19 protein-coding genes and 1 pseudogene are annotated in these 16,814 nt (G+C 68.6%); 10 read left to right on the top strand and 10 right to left on the bottom strand.

What is annotated here, in order from left to right:
- Nucleotides 1–64: 64 nt before the first annotated feature.
- The 6 genes from I6J71_RS12545 to I6J71_RS12520 form a co-directional block, all read right to left on the bottom strand.
- On the bottom strand, nt 65–1,198 hold the full coding sequence (locus tag I6J71_RS12545) for a beta-propeller fold lactonase family protein (RefSeq protein WP_204094875.1): 1,134 nt from the start codon (nt 1,196–1,198) through the stop codon (nt 65–67).
- A gap of 437 nt (nt 1,199–1,635) precedes the next feature.
- A complete protein-coding gene (locus I6J71_RS12540; RefSeq protein WP_204094874.1) occupies nt 1,636–1,869 on the bottom strand; it encodes a hypothetical protein in 234 nt (77 codons plus the stop codon).
- 453 nt (nt 1,870–2,322) lie between these two features.
- Entirely contained in the window at nt 2,323–2,814 is a 492-nt protein-coding gene (locus tag I6J71_RS12535) for a hypothetical protein (RefSeq protein ID WP_204094873.1), read from the bottom strand.
- Nucleotides 2,787–4,040 (bottom strand): hypothetical protein, encoded by a 1,254-nt coding sequence (locus I6J71_RS12530; protein ID WP_204094872.1) that lies wholly within the window; start codon nt 4,038–4,040, stop codon nt 2,787–2,789. The genes I6J71_RS12535 and I6J71_RS12530 overlap by 28 nt, the downstream gene beginning before the upstream one ends.
- Nucleotides 3,983–4,672, bottom strand: coding sequence for a hypothetical protein (locus I6J71_RS12525; protein WP_204094871.1), 690 nt, complete (start codon nt 4,670–4,672; stop codon nt 3,983–3,985). Before I6J71_RS12525 ends, I6J71_RS12530 begins: the two co-directional genes overlap by 58 nt.
- A 103-nt stretch (nt 4,673–4,775) precedes the next feature.
- The gene (locus I6J71_RS12520; RefSeq protein WP_204094870.1) at nt 4,776–5,627 is read right to left on the bottom strand and encodes an AraC family transcriptional regulator; all 852 of its coding nucleotides are present in this window, start codon (nt 5,625–5,627) and stop codon (nt 4,776–4,778) included.
- A gap of 124 nt (nt 5,628–5,751) precedes the next feature.
- On the opposite strand from I6J71_RS12520, the gene I6J71_RS12515 reads away from it, so the two are divergent.
- From I6J71_RS12515 to I6J71_RS12505, 6 genes are all read left to right on the top strand, one after another.
- Nucleotides 5,752–6,381 carry an SDR family NAD(P)-dependent oxidoreductase gene (locus tag I6J71_RS12515; RefSeq protein ID WP_255570849.1) on the top strand — a complete coding sequence of 210 codons (630 nt, stop codon included), beginning with the start codon at nt 5,752–5,754 and terminating at the stop codon, nt 6,379–6,381.
- Complete coding sequence (locus I6J71_RS49725) at nt 6,369–6,521, top strand: SDR family oxidoreductase (RefSeq protein WP_255570847.1); 153 nt, start codon at nt 6,369–6,371, stop codon at nt 6,519–6,521. The genes I6J71_RS12515 and I6J71_RS49725 overlap by 13 nt, the downstream gene beginning before the upstream one ends.
- A gap of 367 nt (nt 6,522–6,888) precedes the next feature.
- Nucleotides 6,889–7,566 (top strand): hypothetical protein, encoded by a 678-nt coding sequence (locus I6J71_RS50625; RefSeq protein WP_370542127.1) that lies wholly within the window; start codon nt 6,889–6,891, stop codon nt 7,564–7,566.
- Nucleotides 7,482–7,718: a glycoside hydrolase family 15 protein gene (locus I6J71_RS48065; protein ID WP_239154718.1), complete on the top strand. Its 237-nt coding sequence runs from the start codon at nt 7,482–7,484 to the stop codon at nt 7,716–7,718. Before I6J71_RS50625 ends, I6J71_RS48065 begins: the two co-directional genes overlap by 85 nt.
- Nucleotides 7,719–7,744: 26 nt before the next feature.
- Complete coding sequence (locus I6J71_RS48060) at nt 7,745–7,960, top strand: glycoside hydrolase family 15 protein (protein WP_239155336.1); 216 nt, start codon at nt 7,745–7,747, stop codon at nt 7,958–7,960.
- A 530-nt stretch (nt 7,961–8,490) separates the two neighbouring features.
- Nucleotides 8,491–8,916, top strand: coding sequence for a VOC family protein (locus I6J71_RS12505; protein ID WP_204094869.1), 426 nt, complete (start codon nt 8,491–8,493; stop codon nt 8,914–8,916).
- A gap of 146 nt (nt 8,917–9,062) precedes the next feature.
- Here the strand turns inward: I6J71_RS12505 and I6J71_RS12500 are convergent, their stop codons facing one another.
- Nucleotides 9,063–9,542, bottom strand: a complete 480-nt coding sequence (locus tag I6J71_RS12500) for a hypothetical protein (RefSeq protein WP_204094868.1) — start codon at nt 9,540–9,542, stop codon at nt 9,063–9,065.
- Between the two features lie 399 nt (nt 9,543–9,941).
- Nucleotides 9,942–10,100 (bottom strand): DUF488 family protein, encoded by a 159-nt coding sequence (locus I6J71_RS50620; RefSeq protein ID WP_204094867.1) that lies wholly within the window; start codon nt 10,098–10,100, stop codon nt 9,942–9,944.
- A 494-nt stretch (nt 10,101–10,594) separates the two neighbouring features.
- On the opposite strand from I6J71_RS50620, the gene I6J71_RS50615 reads away from it, so the two are divergent.
- From I6J71_RS50615 to msrB, 3 genes are all read left to right on the top strand, one after another.
- Entirely contained in the window at nt 10,595–10,732 is a 138-nt protein-coding gene (locus I6J71_RS50615; RefSeq protein ID WP_370542126.1) for a DUF5709 domain-containing protein, read from the top strand.
- Between the two features lie 104 nt (nt 10,733–10,836).
- On the top strand, nt 10,837–11,649 hold the full coding sequence (locus I6J71_RS12490; RefSeq protein ID WP_370542125.1) for a hypothetical protein: 813 nt from the start codon (nt 10,837–10,839) through the stop codon (nt 11,647–11,649).
- 737 nt (nt 11,650–12,386) lie between these two features.
- Nucleotides 12,387–12,677 (top strand): peptide-methionine (R)-S-oxide reductase MsrB, encoded by a 291-nt coding sequence (gene msrB / locus I6J71_RS48055; protein WP_239154717.1) that lies wholly within the window; start codon nt 12,387–12,389, stop codon nt 12,675–12,677.
- Here the strand turns inward: msrB and I6J71_RS12485 are convergent.
- Nucleotides 12,640–13,341 carry an FAD-dependent oxidoreductase gene (locus I6J71_RS12485; protein WP_239154715.1) on the bottom strand — a complete coding sequence of 234 codons (702 nt, stop codon included), beginning with the start codon at nt 13,339–13,341 and terminating at the stop codon, nt 12,640–12,642. The two genes, msrB and I6J71_RS12485, sit on opposite strands and share 38 nt — an antisense overlap.
- Nucleotides 13,342–14,620: 1,279 nt before the next feature.
- Here I6J71_RS12485 and I6J71_RS50610 point away from each other — a divergent pair.
- A pseudogene (locus I6J71_RS50610) lies at nt 14,621–14,890 on the top strand (hypothetical protein); the annotation flags it as partial.
- Nucleotides 14,891–15,643: 753 nt separating this feature from the next.
- Here the strand turns inward: I6J71_RS50610 and I6J71_RS12475 are convergent.
- On the bottom strand, nt 15,644–16,813 hold the full coding sequence (locus tag I6J71_RS12475) for an ABC transporter substrate-binding protein (protein WP_204094864.1): 1,170 nt from the start codon (nt 16,811–16,813) through the stop codon (nt 15,644–15,646).
- Nucleotide 16,814: the final 1 nt, after the last annotated feature.

Raw genomic sequence — 16,814 nt, 5'->3', positions numbered from 1 at the left:
TGAACCGGGCAATGCGGCGACGCAACAGGTGGGTGCGGGTTTCCGGCACCCACCTGTCCGTCCGTTACGAGGCGGCGATCCCCTCGCCACCGACGGCGTCGGGCACGGTGGTCGTGCCGACCGCGGTGAGGCTGCCGTCGGGGCCGATGCGGAAGGCGTCGACTTCGCCGGCCTTGCCGGTCTGCGCGTAGAGGAATTTGCCGTCCCCGGACGCGGTGAGGTCGATCGTCCCCGCCGAAGCAGGCGTCTGACCGATCAGGTCGAGCCGGCCTTGGCCCACGTAGTAGGTCGTGATGCTCCCGCTGCCGGCGTTGGCGGTATAGGCGTAGTCGCCGGCGGTGGTGATCCAGCAGGTCGCTTGCTGACCGGTGGGCACGGGCTCGGACAGCGTCGCCCGCCCGGCCCTGTCGAGGTGTCCGGAGGCGACCGCGTTCGGGCCGGCTTCCGTGAGCAGGAGACGACCGTCGTGGTCGAAGACGAAGCCGAAGGGAACCGAGCCGGCACCCGTCGACGTGACCACCGCCTTGGCGGACAGGCCGAGCAGAGTGTTGACGGAGTACACCATGAGGCTGTCGCCCACGGCCTTGGTCGCCACCACGAGGTGCGATCCATCCGTCGTGAACTCGACTTGGGCCGGGGTGTGGGTGAACTGCGGTGTGGCTGCCGGGTCGAGGCCGAGGGCACGGTGCTGCCCCGGCAACGCGATCAGGTGACCGCCGAGGTTCCAGTAACCCTGCAGCGACCCGCCGTCCAGGGCGTTGAGGACGTAGACACGGTCGCGGTGGACCGCGACGCTCACCGGGAAACGGCCGCCGGAGGAGATGGTCTGGATGCGGATCAGCCGGCTACCACGCACGGCGAACACCGTCACGGTGTCACTGCCGGCGTTCGTCGCAAGCAGGACCTGATTGCGCTTGTCGTAGACGAGCGAGCCCTGCGAGGCCTGGTGGTCGACCACGGACCCGTCCAGCACGCCGCCGAGACCGCCGGTCTTGTAGACAGCCGTTTGCTTCAGCGACCCGTCGGAGGACCGCAGGTAGGCGACGACAGCGTTGCCCGTCGGACTGTCGGTCTGCACGAACACCGCGCCGCCGTGCTCCTGGGCCCCGGAGGCCGAGGCCTCCGGCGCTCCGATCGTGATGGTCGCCAGAACAGCGGCCGCTCCGAGTGCGACGCGAGTGATGATGTTTCTTGCCATTCTTTTGTTGGTTCCCTTTCTGTGGGTCTCACCGTTCGAAGTGGAACGGCGAGTCGGTGGGGAAATTCAGCTGCGGGCGCGCGCGTTGATCACTCACCGGTGCTGTCCCCCGTCGTGTCGCTGGTCTGGCCCGGTCCGGCCATGACCGTGCCGGACGTCCTGCTGCCGGACGGAAAGCCGCCCGGCAGCAACGATTCCGACAACGCCGAACGCACCGCGGACTTGGGCGGTGGCCCCCGACAAAGCCGAAGCGGGCGCCGTGTGGTGGGCGTACCGGCGACAGCAAAAGGCGCTGCGCGCACGGGCCGGCCTACCGCAACCGGTCCGTGGGCCCCACGGCCTCAAGGACACGCCGGAGACCGTCGAGGCGATCGAGAAACCGCAACGCCGAGGAGCGGTCTTGACGGCTCCGTCAGGGTGGCCACCGGGCCGGCTGATCAGCTAGCTCGACCGCCCTCGTGGCCACGGTGATCACTGTCCTCGGTGCTCGCAACCCCGCGCACGGTTCGCTCGGCTTCGCCCATCGGAAGGTCGCCGTCAGTGGGGATGCCGGCGTAATACGGCTCGACCCACGCCGAGGCCGGCTCAGCCACCGCAGTGTCGCGGCCCCGCGCAAGCTGCGCGATGAAGTATTCCGGGTCGTCCGGGTAGGAATTCCGTGTGGTGTCCACCGGGCATGGCCGGCTCCTCCTTGGGCGGGTCGAATATTCGTCGAAGCTGGATGGGTGGCGGTGTGTGGTGCGCATGCCGGACGGAGTGCTGCCCGTCCCGCCCCGGCGACGGCCCGCGCGCCGGTGGGCCGCCCTGTACCTGCCGGCAGTAGCCGAACTGCATTCCTTCGTTGTCACTGTGATTGGGGTGAACCAGTGGGGGAATCTTCCGGAGGCCGGCGAAGACTTGCCCTGAATTTCCTGCCGGGTGTGCCCATCCGGGCAACGCACCTGCTTGCGCCGGGTGCCTCACCGGTCCCCGATCCCGGCGCACGGCTGCCGGCGGCGCGTACTAACCGCAGCCTGCGAACCGGAGTTCGAAGGCCCGGCAGCGAACCGCGGCAGCTGATCTGGCCGACACGAAAGTGCTTGATGCGCTCACACGTACTCGCCGGCGAGGGTGACTGCCCGGAGTCAGTCCGTGTGGCGGACGAACGCCCCGTAGTCCCAGTCGAGTTCCCGGCATCGGATGTGGAACGTGCCGACGACGGCCGGGATCGCGCACCCGTCGGCGGACATCGCGATCGCTCCGATGTCCTGGTTGCACTCCAGCTGGGTGAGGAGTCTTCCGGTCGGCACGTGCCGCAGGCGGATCAGGCGGTCGGATGAGGTCAGGAGGAGGTCGCCGTCGGCGATCAACGCCAGGGACACCACGACGTGGTCGGCCACCTGGGCCACGCCCTCCGCGGACCCCGCAACCGACAGCACGATCTCGCCGCTGTAGCGGAATCCCTCCGGCGCGGCGATGAGCACCCGGCCGTCAGCGCTCGCCACGACCGGTCCCCGGAAGTTCGGCTCGTCACCGCCGCCGAGGTGCAGCCGGCGCATGGGGGTCAGGTCGTGGGCGCCGAGGACCGACGTGGCCCCGTCGTTCTTGATCACAACGACGATGTCCCCGGACACCACCACCCGCTCGTCCTGGTGCGCCGACCACCGTGCACGGGCCGGCCGGTCAGCCGGTTGCGCAAGAGGCTGATGGCGTCCCGCCGCACGAAGTCGAAGGTGGGATTGTCCACCGTCGACACGGGATTTCCCCCGTCGTCACACACGACCACGCCGACGCGACGGACAGTTTTGAGGTCCCACAGCACTTCGGCACACTCGGAGTCCCCCGTGAGCACGTGCCGGTCGTCGGCGCCGCTCATCGCGTACTCGAGCTGCAGCTCGTGGTGGTCCTGGCTGTGCACCACCGCAGCGGTCCGCAGGTCGAGGACGCGCACGCCCCGGCCGAAGTTGGCGGCGAAGGCGTAGCGCAGGTCTCGGGTGACGACCGCCCGGCCGCGCACGACGTCGTCGAATCGGCGGGTGGGCCACACCCCGGCGAAGGCGGTCCGCTCGCTGACCGCACCGATCCGCCGACACAACGCGCGAAGCCTCGGGTGCCGGCAATAGGCCGGCATTCCGCGCACGATGTCCAGCTGCCGCCGGGCATCGGTGAACCGGCCGACCTCGAGGAGGTCGGCGGCCAGCTCGAGGTTCTCCTCGGCCACCAGTGCGTCTCCGGCGATGCGGTCGGTCGGCTGTGGACGGGCGTAGCTCCACGGCGCGGTGGGCCCGAGCTCCGAAAGGCGGACGACCGCGGTGGTGTGGACGACGCGCGGGGTGCGGCTGCCGAGCAGTACCAGCCCGATCCGGGCGTCGGCGCTCGCTGCGACGTCCATCGGGCTGGGCGATTCGACGGTCGTCGTGAACGCGCACCGGCTTTCGCCGAGCCGCCACGCCTGCAGCGTGAGCCCGAACGTGTTCACGGCACTGCGGCCGTCGTCACTGACGGCCGGCCAGCTGAAGCCGTCGTTCCACGACAGGGCCCTGCCGATCCGCTTGGCCTCGAAGGTCACCAGGTCCAGCAGCACCATGTCCTTGTGCTCGGTCGCGGACAGCGCGAATCGGCCGGTGGGGCTGATCGAGCAATGCGCGCGCAGCCGGCCGAGGGCCCAGAGCAGCTCGCCGCCGCGGGCGTCCAGCACCCGCAGCACCCACTCGTAGTCGTCGAACACGATGACCCGCCGGTTGTCGGCGATGATCGCGATCTTCCCGGCACGGCCGTGGCCGTAGTCGGAACACGCGGCGGTGATCACCTCCACCGTGTCGCCCAGCAGCCGAACCGACCCGTCGAGCCCGGCCGTGGCCACCACGCTGCCGTCGGGGCTCGCCGCGACGGACAGCGCTGCGCTCTGGGGAAGCTCGAAAACCCGGGTGCACTCGCCGGTCGTCGTGTCCCAGAGCGCAGCCACTCACCGTAGGGCAGCTGAGCCCTGGCCTGCAGCACGCCGACTTTGCTGCGCTCGAGGTGCCCGATCGCGGCCCGGTAGAGCCCGTCGGCCTCGGCTCCCTGAGCCACCAAGGCGCGCGAGCGGGCCACCACCCCGAGAGCCATCTCCGTCCCCGCCGCATCGGCACGCTCAGCCAGCTTCCCCATCGCCTCCATGGCAATAGCGGTCTCACCACAACGGGCCGCCGCTTCGACACGTTCACCCAACCCGTAGCCGTACATGCCGATGTCGTCGTGCTCCACCGCCCAATCAGTCGCGGCCAGCGCCTCACGATACTGCCCCAAGCTGTTGTGCAACACGGCCGCGGCATACTGCACGATCGGGATCACCCGGCCCTCACCGCGCACCGTGGCGCTGTCCAGACTCGTCCGGACCAGATGCAGCGCACGCTCCTCCTGGCCCCGATAGGCCGCCGGCACCGGCTCGATGTACAGCGGCGGCGGAACTTCGGTGGCCCGGCTGACCGGAACACCGACGCCGCGGTCGTGCACTACAGTCGCGTCGCCCCGCGCCTGCTGCTACACCCGCGCTTGGCCGGCCGGTCAGCGTAATGCGGTTTCCCCACGGCAACACGGCGGATCCGGGCAGGTTTACTCATCGACTGGCCTCCAGCAGCCATTGGCGGGGCGAGAGGCCAGTTCGTTGCGAGAACGTCCTGGAGAACGCCGCAGCGCTGGAGTAACCCAGCGCGTTGGCCGCACGTCCCACCGAGTCGCCCGCTCGTAGCCGTTCCTGGGCGACGGTCACGCGCCACGCGGTGAGATAGTCGTTGGGAGTCTGGCCGACCAACTCCTTGAACAGCGCGGCGAACGCTGCGCGGGAGAGGCCCGCTTTGGCGGCCATCGTGGCGACGCTCCAGTACGCACCGGGGTCCTCGTGGATCGCGACCAGACACGGTGCCAGTCGTGGGTCAGACAACCCGCGGAAGAGTCCCGGAGGGACGGACAGCTCCTCAGTGCGATTGAGCATCCAGCGGCAGAACTGGATAAGGACGACCTCGAAGAGCCGATCGACGAGGATGCCGTTGCCTGACTCGTCGTTGTCGACCTCGGCGAAGAGCATCTCGATGGCGGGTCCGAGTGGTTCCACCTCTGTGAGGGGCACCATCACCACGGGAGGCAAGGTCCGAACCAGCGGGTGGTTGATCCCGCCGTCGAATTCCAGGCTGGCACACACGAAGTCCGACTCCCCGGTGGCTTCGTGGTGAAACGAGTGGTCCATGGGGCGTGGGTAGAACAGAAGTGTCGGCTGGTCCAGGTGCACCCATTTCCGTGGGCCGCCAAGCTGGTAGCTGACCGCCAGTTCCCCGCCTCGCATGACGTGGAGGAACCCGCGTCCGGGTTCGGCGGCGAAGGGGACCTTGCCGCACAAGGGCCCGGCATGGAACAGCCGCGTGCGGATGCGGAAGTGCTGGAGCAGCGGCGAGATGCAGTCAGTTCCTGGCACCCGTCGAATCATAGACGATCTGCAATGAAACCAAGAGCAAGAGTACCCACTCGTCCGTTGACCTGGTAGATGCTCGATGCAGCCCGGGTAAGCAGGGTTCACCGTTCAATAGAGAGTGATTCGCATGACCACCTTTGAAGGCAAGAAGCTCGTTGTGATCGGCGGCGCCAGCGGCATGGGCCTGCAGGCCGCCGAGGACGTGGTCGCGAAGGGGGGCAGCGCGGTGATCGTCGGCCGCTCGGGTCAGAAACTCGACGACGCCGTAGCAGGCCTGTCACGTTCCGGTCCCGCATGGTCGATCGCGGCCGACCTGGCGGACTGGGACCAGGTCCTCGAGGCGCAGAAGCAGCTGGCACAGGACCACCCGGACGCCACTCTTCTCGTCAACGCGGCAGGGTTCTTCACGCCCAAGTCCTTCCTCGACCACGAGGTCGCGGACTACGACGCCTATCACGACCTCAACAGGGCGACCTTCTTCCTGACTCAGGCCGTTGTCCGGGGCATGGTCGCCGGGGGCCAGGGCGGGGCCATCGTGAACGTGGGCAGCATGTGGGCCCACCAAGCCCTCGCCGTGACCCCGTCCTCGGCCTACTCGATGGCCAAGGCGGGCCTGCACGCCCTCACGCACAACCTCGCGATCGAGCTCGCCGGCGACGGCATCCGCGTGAACGCCGTGGCTCCCGCTGTCACCAGACGCCCCTGTTCGAGAAGGTCTTTCCCGCAGACCAGTTGGACGGCGCGATGGACCAGTTGAGCGGACTGCACCCGCTCGGCCGGGTCGGCACCCCGCAGGACCTGGCCTCCGCGATCGTCTTCCTGCTCTCGCCCGCCTCGAGCTGGACCACGGGCGCCATCCTCAACGTCGACGGCGGGGTGATGGCAGGCCGCAACTAGACACAGCCCTCACGCCCCGCCCGGGCAACCACCTGGCATCTGCCCCGGGCGGGGCAATCGTGCGATGGAAACTCCCGGTTGCCCGGCCCACCGGCAGACCTCGACCTCGGATCGGACTGGTCTGCCACAAAGGATCTCGGCTGATCTCCCTCTCAACGGCCGGCATTGTGGATACGCGCCGCGGTGCATGCCGCAGGTAGACCCCGCCGGTTGGAGTCCTCCCCCAGCTTGCCGACGGGCCGCGCTGCTCCAGGGCGGCACGTCGCGCCCAGCAGCTGACGTCCGGCTGACCGACGACACATGGTGAGGACATGCGCGAGAGCTTTCGCGACGAGCGGGACCGCCTCAGCGCACAGCTGAAGGGCATGTGCACGCCCGCGGCCGAGGCGATCCGCCGGGCCAGCGCAGCACTGCTGACCGCCGACTTGGACCTCGCCGAACAGGTGAGCGCCGCCGACGCCGAGATCGACTGGGGCTCGCGCCGACTGCGAAACGCACGCGCCGGCTTTGCCGGCCCCGCAAGCACCCGAGGCACACGACCTGGGGCCCGCACTGGCCGCCATCTAGCGCGCCGAGCGGCTCGAGCGGATGTGCGATCTGGCCCCGTACATCGCCGACATCGCCCGCTTCGCCCACCCCCACCACGCCGTTCCCGCCGAGCTCGAATACGCCTTCGCCGAGATCGGAGACGCCGCCGCAAGCATGGCCGGCCGGCTCGCGCCATCGCCCGTGCGGATTCGCCGACCTCGCCGACACCGCAGAGACGATCGACACCAGACACGTCGTGATCGGGCGGCGCAAACTGTCCGATGTGGAGCTCCCGGACGAGGACAAGCCCGGCGACTCCCACATCGTGCTCACCGTGATCACCGACGAGGACGGCACCGAACTCGAGATTCTCCGCGACAACATGCCGTTCGGGCGCCGTGGGAGGCGCTCCGCGACGAGATACACGAAGACGTGCTCGCACACGCGTATGACCCGGAGCGCAACACGTTCACCCAGTCCTACGAATCGAAGGCACTCGACGCCAGTTCGCTCCTGATCCCCCGGCTCGGGTTCCTCCCGGCCACGGACCCGCGGGTCCTGGGCACGATCGACGCAGTACGGCGTGAGCTGACCGAAGACGGGCTCGTGAAGCGCTACCAAACCGATGAGACCGACGACGGGCTGGCGGGCGGAAGGGGCTTTTCGTAGGGTGTTCCTACTGGCCGGTGGACGCGATGCACGCAGCCGGGGCAAAGAGCGAGGCAACAACTTTGTTCGAGAGGCTTCTGGGCCTGCGTAACGACGTAGGCCTGCTGAGCGAGGAGTGGGATGCGCGGACCGGACGGCATCTCGGCAACACTCCGCAGGCGTTCAGCCACTTCGGGCTGGTCGTGAGCGCGCTCCAGCTCCATGCCGGCCGCCCGTGTCGCAGCGACGCCCCGATGAAGTGATTTCCCTGAACCACGACGTCGTCGTCGACAGGGTCATGCTGGTGACCGCGGATCTGGACCGGGCCGAGGCCGGCTACTCCGGCGTTTGTGGGCTGCCAACTCATGGGCCGCGACGTGCTCGACCCGGTGGTCGGCAGGATACTCGGAACCGCCGGCCGGGACGGCAGGCGCTCGGCCCTCCTGCTCGGCCGCGAGCGGATCGATTTGGTGCAGTTCGACGGCACTCCTGGTCGCCCATACCCTCCCGGCAGCACGAGCACCGACCTCTGGTTCCAGCACCTCGCGATCGTCGAGAGCGATATGCGCCTCGCGTACCAGCGAATCGCCGCTTCGGGGCGCTTCCAGCCGATCAGCCGAGGCGGCCCGGTCCTGCTCCCACCCGGCTCCGGCGGCGTGACCGCGTACAACTTCCGGGACTCGGATGGCCACCCTCTCGAACTGCTCGCGTTCCCGACGCGGCGCACGCCGGCCCCCTGGACACGCCGAACCATGCCGCACTCTTTCTGGGCGTCGACCACACCGCGATCTCGGTGGCCGACACCTCGCCCAACGCCGCGTTCCTGCAGAACGTGTTCGGGTGGGACGTGAGAGGACACAGCGAGAACCTGGGCCCGGAGCAGGACGACCTCGACGATCTGGACCATGCCCTGGTCACCGTCACCGGCCTCGGGCCCGCCGCTGGCTCGCCGGGCATTGAGCTTCTCGACTACCACGTCGGAACGCGCCGCAGCATCAGCGGTCATGCGGCCGGCCACGACGTCGCGACGACGTACTCGGTTCTCAAGGTGAACTCCGTCGAACGCCTCCGTGCGGACGCGGAAGCGAACGGAGCGCGCTTCATCAGCGCTGCGGTGACCAAGCGCGACGGATGCAGGTCCATGCTGGTCGTCGGACCGGACGGTCACCGGTTCCTGGCCGAGGAACTCCCGCACGGCAACCCCGAGATCACCGAGTGAGCTGAGACGGACTGCGGCTGTGCGGGCCGCCCGGGTACCCGCGCAGCCGCAGCGTCTCGTCCGCCGGCCGCGATCTGTGTGAATTTCCGGCGTCCGCCGGCCGGACTCTCGTCGGGACCAGACCGGGAGCCGGCCACGACGGACTTCTACACGAGTGAACGGCCGATCGCCAGGACAGAGGTCCGGCGCCGGAATGCGAACACGGCCAGTAAAGACGCCACTGCGGCGCCCATGACGTGGAGGGTCACCGACAACTCGAACATCCGCCCGACGACGGTCGCCCCCGAACGAAGAACGAACCGTAGGCTACCGGGCCCGTCGAGCACGAAGTGATACACGAGACCCAGAATCAACGAGCCGGCTGTCGAGGCCATGACGAGCCCCGACCCGCCCCGAGTTGCGGCCCGGAAATGACGGGTAACGCCGATCGTGGGCCCGAGGATGCCGACCACGACGAGGACCAACTCCTCCACAAGTGGAACTCCTCGCACGAGCAACCCGAGCAACAGGAAGTCGGCAAGCACGAACGCCGCCTGCACGATGGCTGCAGTGGCCATGGCCCGGTCGACCCTCGCGACCAACCGAGGTAGGCGGAGCACCGGCTTGCCGTTCACCGCATCCTTCAAGGCTCCTCCTCAGTTCGTCCGCGCGCGGCGACGGGAAGACCCTCAGCGGGCCAGGAAGCTCCTGCATCGAGGATTCCTGCGCCGCGGGCCCGGCGGGACGGGCCGCACGTACAGGACCGGCCTCCGAAGGTGTCGTCACCTCGCTGTCGTGTGCTTGGCGCCATAGCAGCCGGATGTCTTACCCCGGTTCGCGCAGGTCGTCAAGATGTGTGCGGCGGCTTACGACTCGAACCGTCGTATGACGCCGACTGGGGGTGCCGGTGCATCCTTAGACCAGGCGTTTCGCTGATGGCACATCCTGCCGGATCGGCCTGAGCCCGCCCCCAAGGAATGCCTATGCCGATCCGGACAGCACTTCCGCGAGGACGACCCGACTGATCTCGACGGCCTTGGTCGCCGTCAGCGGGCTGCCGGACCTTTCGCCGCGACGTCCCTCAGCTGCCGGACGACCGCGGACCGCGAAGAGTCGTCGAGCTCCGCGCGATACCGGCGCGCGAACTCGGCAAATCGGTTCTCGACATGGCCATACCACTTGCGCAGCTCACCAGACGCGCTCACCTCACGGCACCGGAGATCGAGCTACGCCCATTCCTCCGACACACCGCGTGGCAACACCCGGTCCACGACGACCCGGGTGGCCCTGGATCGGCCCACAATCGGATACCCACCCGCGGTGATTCGGCGCGTGTCCGTGCCAATCCCTTTGACTCAACAGCTGTCGTGACAAATAGATCTCGGGTAGGCGAAATGACACTCCGCCGACACGGGCTGGTTGAATCCGGGTATAACAGCAGAGTTACACCCGCCGATTCCCTGCGCGGAAGCGGTAAGGGTCCGTGCTGCCGCGACGCAGAGAACCCAACACCCACGGACGTAGCACGTGAGAGACGACGCTGACGAGTAGGACGGCGACGTGGACAACGACTCCTGCGCCCTCGAACCCGACGAAAGCCTCGACGGCCGAGGCATCGACGGCATCCTCGACGAGACATACTCCCGCGGCCTCGGCGACACCTCCGACACCGACGGCGAACTGTACGACGACCGAGTCGGTGCCCCCCGCGCCGGACGACTCCTCGAAACCGACAACGCGGACCCCACCTACCCCTGCCTCTACGCCACCCGACACCGGCATCGACGGCGCCGCCGCGACCGCCGAAGAAGCAGCCATCCACATCATCCCCGAATAAGCCCCAAACCGAGACTCTGCGATCGCAATCATCCCCGAACGGTGCGGGTGGACGTTCCGGGGACGTCCGACCGCGGGGCGCGACGATGCGACGAGAGGGGACACATGGATCTCGGAAGGCTGGGAATCCTCAGCGATGGCCTCGGATCATTGTCCGACGCGGATGCGGCAACAGTGGCCGTGGAATTGGAGGAGTCCGGCTGGAATACGGTGTGGCTTCCCCCGTCCAGGGGAAGATCGATACATACGAACGCCATTCGTTTTCTCGCTCGGACGCGTCGGCTCAAGGTCGCGGTAGGTGCCTATTCGAACGGCACGGACATTCCCTCCGGCCGGGGCGCGCTCACGGATGCCTACAACCACCGGCTCCTCGTACACCTCAACGTCGAGCGCGACCGCAGCGTCCACGATCTGGCCGTCGCGCTCGATACGCTCGACCGCGGACCACGTCCGGTCGCGCAGGACAGGCGTCTGCTCACGGGGAGCGGGCTGACGGTGATGCGGCTCGCGCAGGAGCGCGCGCTCGGTATCCGGCCGGAGATCATCACGCCTGCCGGAATCGCTGCCATGCGGTCGTACCTGGGTGACCTGCCACTCATCGCGTGTGTGATCCCCGTGGTTCCGTTCACGAACGCGGATACCGCGCGTCGTGTCGCCAGGCACTTCCTCACGTCGTCGTTGGCCCGGCCTGAGTGCGCGCTCACCTTGCGCCAAGTCGGCTACACCGACGCGGATTTCCATTTCGGAGGCAGCGACCGTCTGCTCAACGAGGTGGTCGCATGGGGAGGAGCGGGAAGTATTACTGAACGAATCGAGCAATTCGTCGAGTCGGGCGCCGATCACATTGTTCTGCACCACCTGCCCTGCGGCGCTTCACGGTACGACGGATGGCGTGTGCTGGCCGACGTGGCCGGCTAGCTCTGCCCTGGTTGTCGACAGTCTTGGACCTCACGATCCATCGAGGAGGTCAGTGGGAACCTGGCGGCGACGTGCCGCTGCCTCGGCATCAGTCAGCCCCGACATCTCACCGGTTGAAACGCCGGGCCGAGGACGACGGCTTGGATGAGCTGAAGAACCACTCAAGATCGAGGGGTGTCTGCGTCGTTACCACGACATCGAGAGCGCTGCGCCGACGATCTCCCCGGGCCCTGGACACCGCCCGCCAGCCCTGGGTCCTGCTGCCGACACCCGCACCCGCCAGAAGATGTACCACGACTTACGCCCAGTGACGAACTCCAGCGCCGTTGTGTAGCCGGGACAGCCGGAAGCATCGCCTCGCGCCAGTCCCCGCCCCTCACTGGCGGCTCCGAGACTGTTGCCGTAGTTCGGTTCACCGGGGCGAATCGCCGCGACCGTGCCGGGAGCCGGCTGAACCAGCATCCAGCCGCCCGTAAGCCGGCGTGTCCGGTACTGGCCACATCGCGACATAAACTTTCCAATCCACTTTACCGATGGTGGAGAAGAGCCGATAAGGGCTCTCTACGCTCTCCGGGCGACCGTTTCCGCAGCGTTGCACCAGCCTGGACGTGGCCGTTAGCTGCAGGTCAGAAGGCCGGAACGGCTCATCGGCGCCTGCGGCGTGTCGGGGACGGTAAGACCTCCATCGGTCCGGTAGCGAACCTGTTGTCGAGGCGTACACCTCCAGGGAGGCATTCGTGCAGGCCCAGTACCACAAGAACCCGGAAGCCGTCTCGCGGCTCGACCCGGAGCAGTACCGCGTCACCCAGCAGGACGGCACCGAGCGCCCGTTCGCCAACGCCTACTGGGACAACCACGAGCCCGGTATCTACGTCGACGTCGTGTCCGGCGAGCCGCTGTTCGCCTCGGTCGACAAGTACGACAGCCACTCGGGCTGGCCGAGCTTCACCAAGCCGATCGAGAAGACCAACGTCGTCAAGCGCGAGGACTTCAGCCACGGCATGATCCGGGCGGAAGTCCGGTGTTGAAGCCCAGGTAGCCGAGGTCGCCGCGCGGGTTGAGGACGGGCGCGGCGAAGTACTCGACGCCGGGTTCCAGCCGGAAGTAGCGGCAGTAGTAGACGGCACCGCAGTCGGTCGGGATGCCGTACCCGCGCGGCCACCCCGGTGGATGCCGGTAGCGGCCGAGGGCGTCGACCACGACGTCACCGCGCACGGGCTCCCCCGGTGCGACGGCGACCCCGGTGGCTCGCACCACGCCGTCGGTGTCGGTCAGCAGCCCGCTCACCGTGACCCCGCTGCGAAGCTCCACCGCCGGCTCCGCCGCGGCCGCCCGGCGCAGCGCCCACTCGACGACCGGGCGGCGCGCCCACAGATACACCAGGTCCGCGTCCCCCGGCTCGCGCGGCCCGTGCAGCTTCACCGCCAGGTCCTGCGAGTGCGCGCCGACGGCGACGAGCGTGTCCAGCACGTCCGGCGCCCACTCGGCGAGCGACCGGCGCCCGCGCGGGAGGAAGGCGTGGGGCTGGAAGTAGTGCGGGATTCCCCGGCGCCGCATCGTGAAGGCGCTCTCGGGCGGTCCGGCGGGGTCGATCGCGTCGCGTTCGAGCACGACCACGTCTTGGCCCGCTCTCGCCAGGGCGAGCGCGGTCGCCAGTCCCGCGACGCCACCGCCGGCGACGACGAACCTCACCACGGGACGCTAACCCGACCCGCAACCGGCGGGCAACCGTGCCGGGCGCGGCGAAATTCACCGGGCCCCGCTCACCGGCAGCGATCGGTTCAGTCCGCGGCCGGGCCGAACGCGGTGCGGACCTCCTCCGGCCACGGCTTGACGGTCGCGTTCTCGGGCCATCAGTGCACGACGACGACTGCTCTCGCGGCGGCGAGTCCGTTCGGGCCGCGCACGTCGAACGCCATCCGCGGCGACGTCCGGCCCAGTTTGCCGACAGCGATGCGCACGCCAGCGCTCGGCTGGCTACTGCTGCTGCTCGGTCGCCTTCAGCGACCACATCTCAACCCGCCGAACCATCCAGGTGAATAAGACGTATCCACCTGGACAGTGGAGGGCGGCGCCCCGTCCAGGTCCTCGAGCTCACGATCACGAGGCTGCTGCCCGCAACCGCGGACGGGTGGATACCGCGTGCCCACGCACGTTCGCGTGTCCTCGGGGGCCCTTCGGCTGCAGGCGGGATGACGTCGCCCTCAGGCGTTGCAGCGTCGATCGCCCAGCGGACGGCCGAAGTGGAACCAGCCCTGGTCCAGACGTCGATTTCGTACCAACGCACGAGGACATCGCCCTCAGGGTTCCGGAACACGCTGCCGATGCAGAAGGTGAACAGCCCCTGCGACCCCGAGGCCGGGTGGTAGACCCGTTCGCGCAAGAGCACGTCTGCGTAACCCTTCGGCAGGGCCGGCCCCGCAAGCTGATGCGGGTTGCGGGGGCAGGAACCGCACGCTGACGTAATTCGATCTGCCGATGGGATCCGGAACGCCGACCTGCAGCCGGCTCGCGCTCGGTCCACTCCCCACCACCGCGCCGACGGCCCCGGCGATCGTGCCGACGGCGTCCTTCAGGGGGACAACTGTCTAGCGCCGGACCTGGCGCTGTGACGATTCCGGCTCTCGCCGTGTTTCCGGAACTGGTGGTGCCGCCGCGAGCCACAGCGCACAGCGCGGTGAAGATGCTCCGATGTGGCTTCCACCGCGCGAAATCCTTCACCTCCTTGCGGCACACGCGGCACTGGTACCGAGCACGTTCGCCGCGCGTGCGAGTGAACCGCCGGTTGCACCCACGCACTTCACTCCGAACGACAACTCCACTCGGCTCCGGCGACCTACAGCCGAACTGCACCCCAGAACTCGACGTCGGAGACCAGTTCCGCCGCGAGGCCGCAACCTGGCCGGCGCGCGTTGGAAGCGCGGCCGATTGATTCCCCGAAACCCTGGAGTCGGCGGACGCGTTCGGCCGGGTGGTGCTCGATGGCGAGTTGTGCGCGTATCGCGAGGGCCGGCTGGACTTCGCGGCCGTCGGCTACGGTCCGGCACGACGTCGTGCCGAGGGTGTCAGCGCGGTCTACGTGGCGTTCGACCTGCTCGGTGCCCGCGGCCGTGACCTGCGGCTGTGGCCGCTGTCGCGCCGGCGAGAGCGGTTCGCCGCGGTCATCGGCCCGGGCAACGCCGGCGTGCTGCTGATGATCTCGATCCTCGACCTCGTCCAGCGCCGGGAGCGGATCAGCGCCGAGCAGGCGGCCGTCGGCAGTGAAGGGACTGTCGCGAAGCCGCTGGCCGGCCGCTACGCACTCCGCGGCGGCCGCGGCGGACGGATCAAAGTCCGCCACTTCGCCGACGCCGACGCCCTGGTGCTCGGCGCGACCGGCAGCCCGTCCCGGCCGACAGCGCGACAGCGCTGGTGCTCGGCCAGGCCGACCGGGGAGGCGGATGCGCGCGGTGGGGGTGTCGACGACGCTGTCACGACCGGTGCTCGTGTCACTGGCCAGGCGGCTCCGGCTCGCCGAGGGCGGCCCCCAGCGAGCGTCCGGGGTCATCATGAGTCTCCCCGCAGTGAGGACTTCACGTTCCGGCCGGTCGAGCCCGGGGTGGTCGTCGAGGCCCGCGCAGACCGCGCGTTCGAACTCGCCCGGTACCGCCACCGCCCTCTCGGTCGTGCGTGCCAAGCCAAATCCCTGAGCGCCGACGACCATGGCCGTTCGCGCCTTCGGCATCGGCCGCGACGGCAGTGTCACCGCAGCCGGCACGACCGCCGTGCCGGACGCCGTCGGGGGCGACGGGATCGCCGTCTTCCAAGGGACCCGACAGGTGGGTGCCGAGCCAGTGCCTCGGCACCCACCGGTCGGGCCGGGCAAGATCGAGGGTCAGGCTCCCGCCACAGTCGCGAGCGCAACCCACACCCGATAGCACACGTCCTCATGTCGCACGCGGTGATTTCCGCACAAGAGCTCATTCCTGAACCCGTGCACCTCCCGGCCAGAACCTCACTGCGACAGGTGCCACTGCCCACCCCGGACTTCCAGCACGGCCAGCGCCGAGGGCTGCAACCCCGAGTGGTTCTGGGCGCTGTTCTGGATCCGTCCCGAATCCCCGTCGATGCCGATCTTCTCCAACGCGTCCCGCAGCGCCGCCGGGACCGTGCCGTTCACCGACTTCACCGCGTCCACAATCATCTGCAGCGCGTCCGAAGCGAACGACGCGAACCCCGAATAGGTCCCGTACGCCTTGGTGTAGTCCGAGTACCACTTCTTCTCCGCCACCGACGCCGGGTCGGTCCCGGTCAGGTCCGGCGCGGCCAAGGTCCGCACGAACACCATGTGCGTGCCCTCTGCCGCGGCTTTCGCGCCCTGTACATACAGCTCCGCGCCCGCGCCGGCATCTTGGTACAGACCACCGGTGTAGCCGATGTCCTTGGCGTTGGTCGCGATGATGCCCGCAGCCGGCGAGACAGCCCAGACCACGACGGCCTGCGGCTGCTTCACCGCGATGTTGCGCAACTGCACGGTCATGTCCTTGTCCGTCTCGCCGAACTGCTCGGCCTGGACCACCGCGATGCCCTGCTTGGCCGCCTCGGCGGTAACCGCGGCACGGCCCTCCTGACCGTAGACGTTGTTGACGTTCAGCAGGCCGATGCGCGAGACGCCCTTGCTCTTGAGCTCGTTCATCAGCACCACGGCGTCCTCGCTGGGGTTCGGCGAGATCTTGAAGGTGTACGGGTGCGCGGAGGCCGGCGTGGTGATCGCGCTCGCCGACGCCAGTGCGATGGTCGGCATCTTCTTGCTCTCGACCGTCTTCGCCGCGGCGACCGCGCACGCACTGCAGCCACCTTCGATGAGGGCGTTGACCTTGTCGTTGTTGATCAGACCGTTGACGACCTGGATGGCCTCGTCCGGCTTGGTCTGGTTGTCGCGGACGACGAGCGAGATCTTGCGGCCGCCGCCGAGCGCACCGGCGTCGTTGAGTTGCTTGACCTTCAGCTGTAGCGCGTTGCGGTAGGCGGTGCCGATGCTCGCGGTCGCGCCCGACAGCTCGAGGCTGGCGCCGATCTTGAGGTCACCACCGCCGTCCGAACCGGACGGGTTCTCCTGGGCCGCGCAGGCCGTGAGCGTCACGGCTGCCGCGCAGAGCACCGAAAGCCACCGGGATGTGCGCACG

The organism is Amycolatopsis sp. FDAARGOS 1241 (assembly GCF_016889705.1).
Taxonomy (GTDB): Bacteria; Actinomycetota; Actinomycetes; order Mycobacteriales; family Pseudonocardiaceae; genus Amycolatopsis.
The sequence above is the reverse complement of the archived record's forward strand: the minus strand, read 5'-3'. Positions and strand labels throughout refer to the sequence as shown.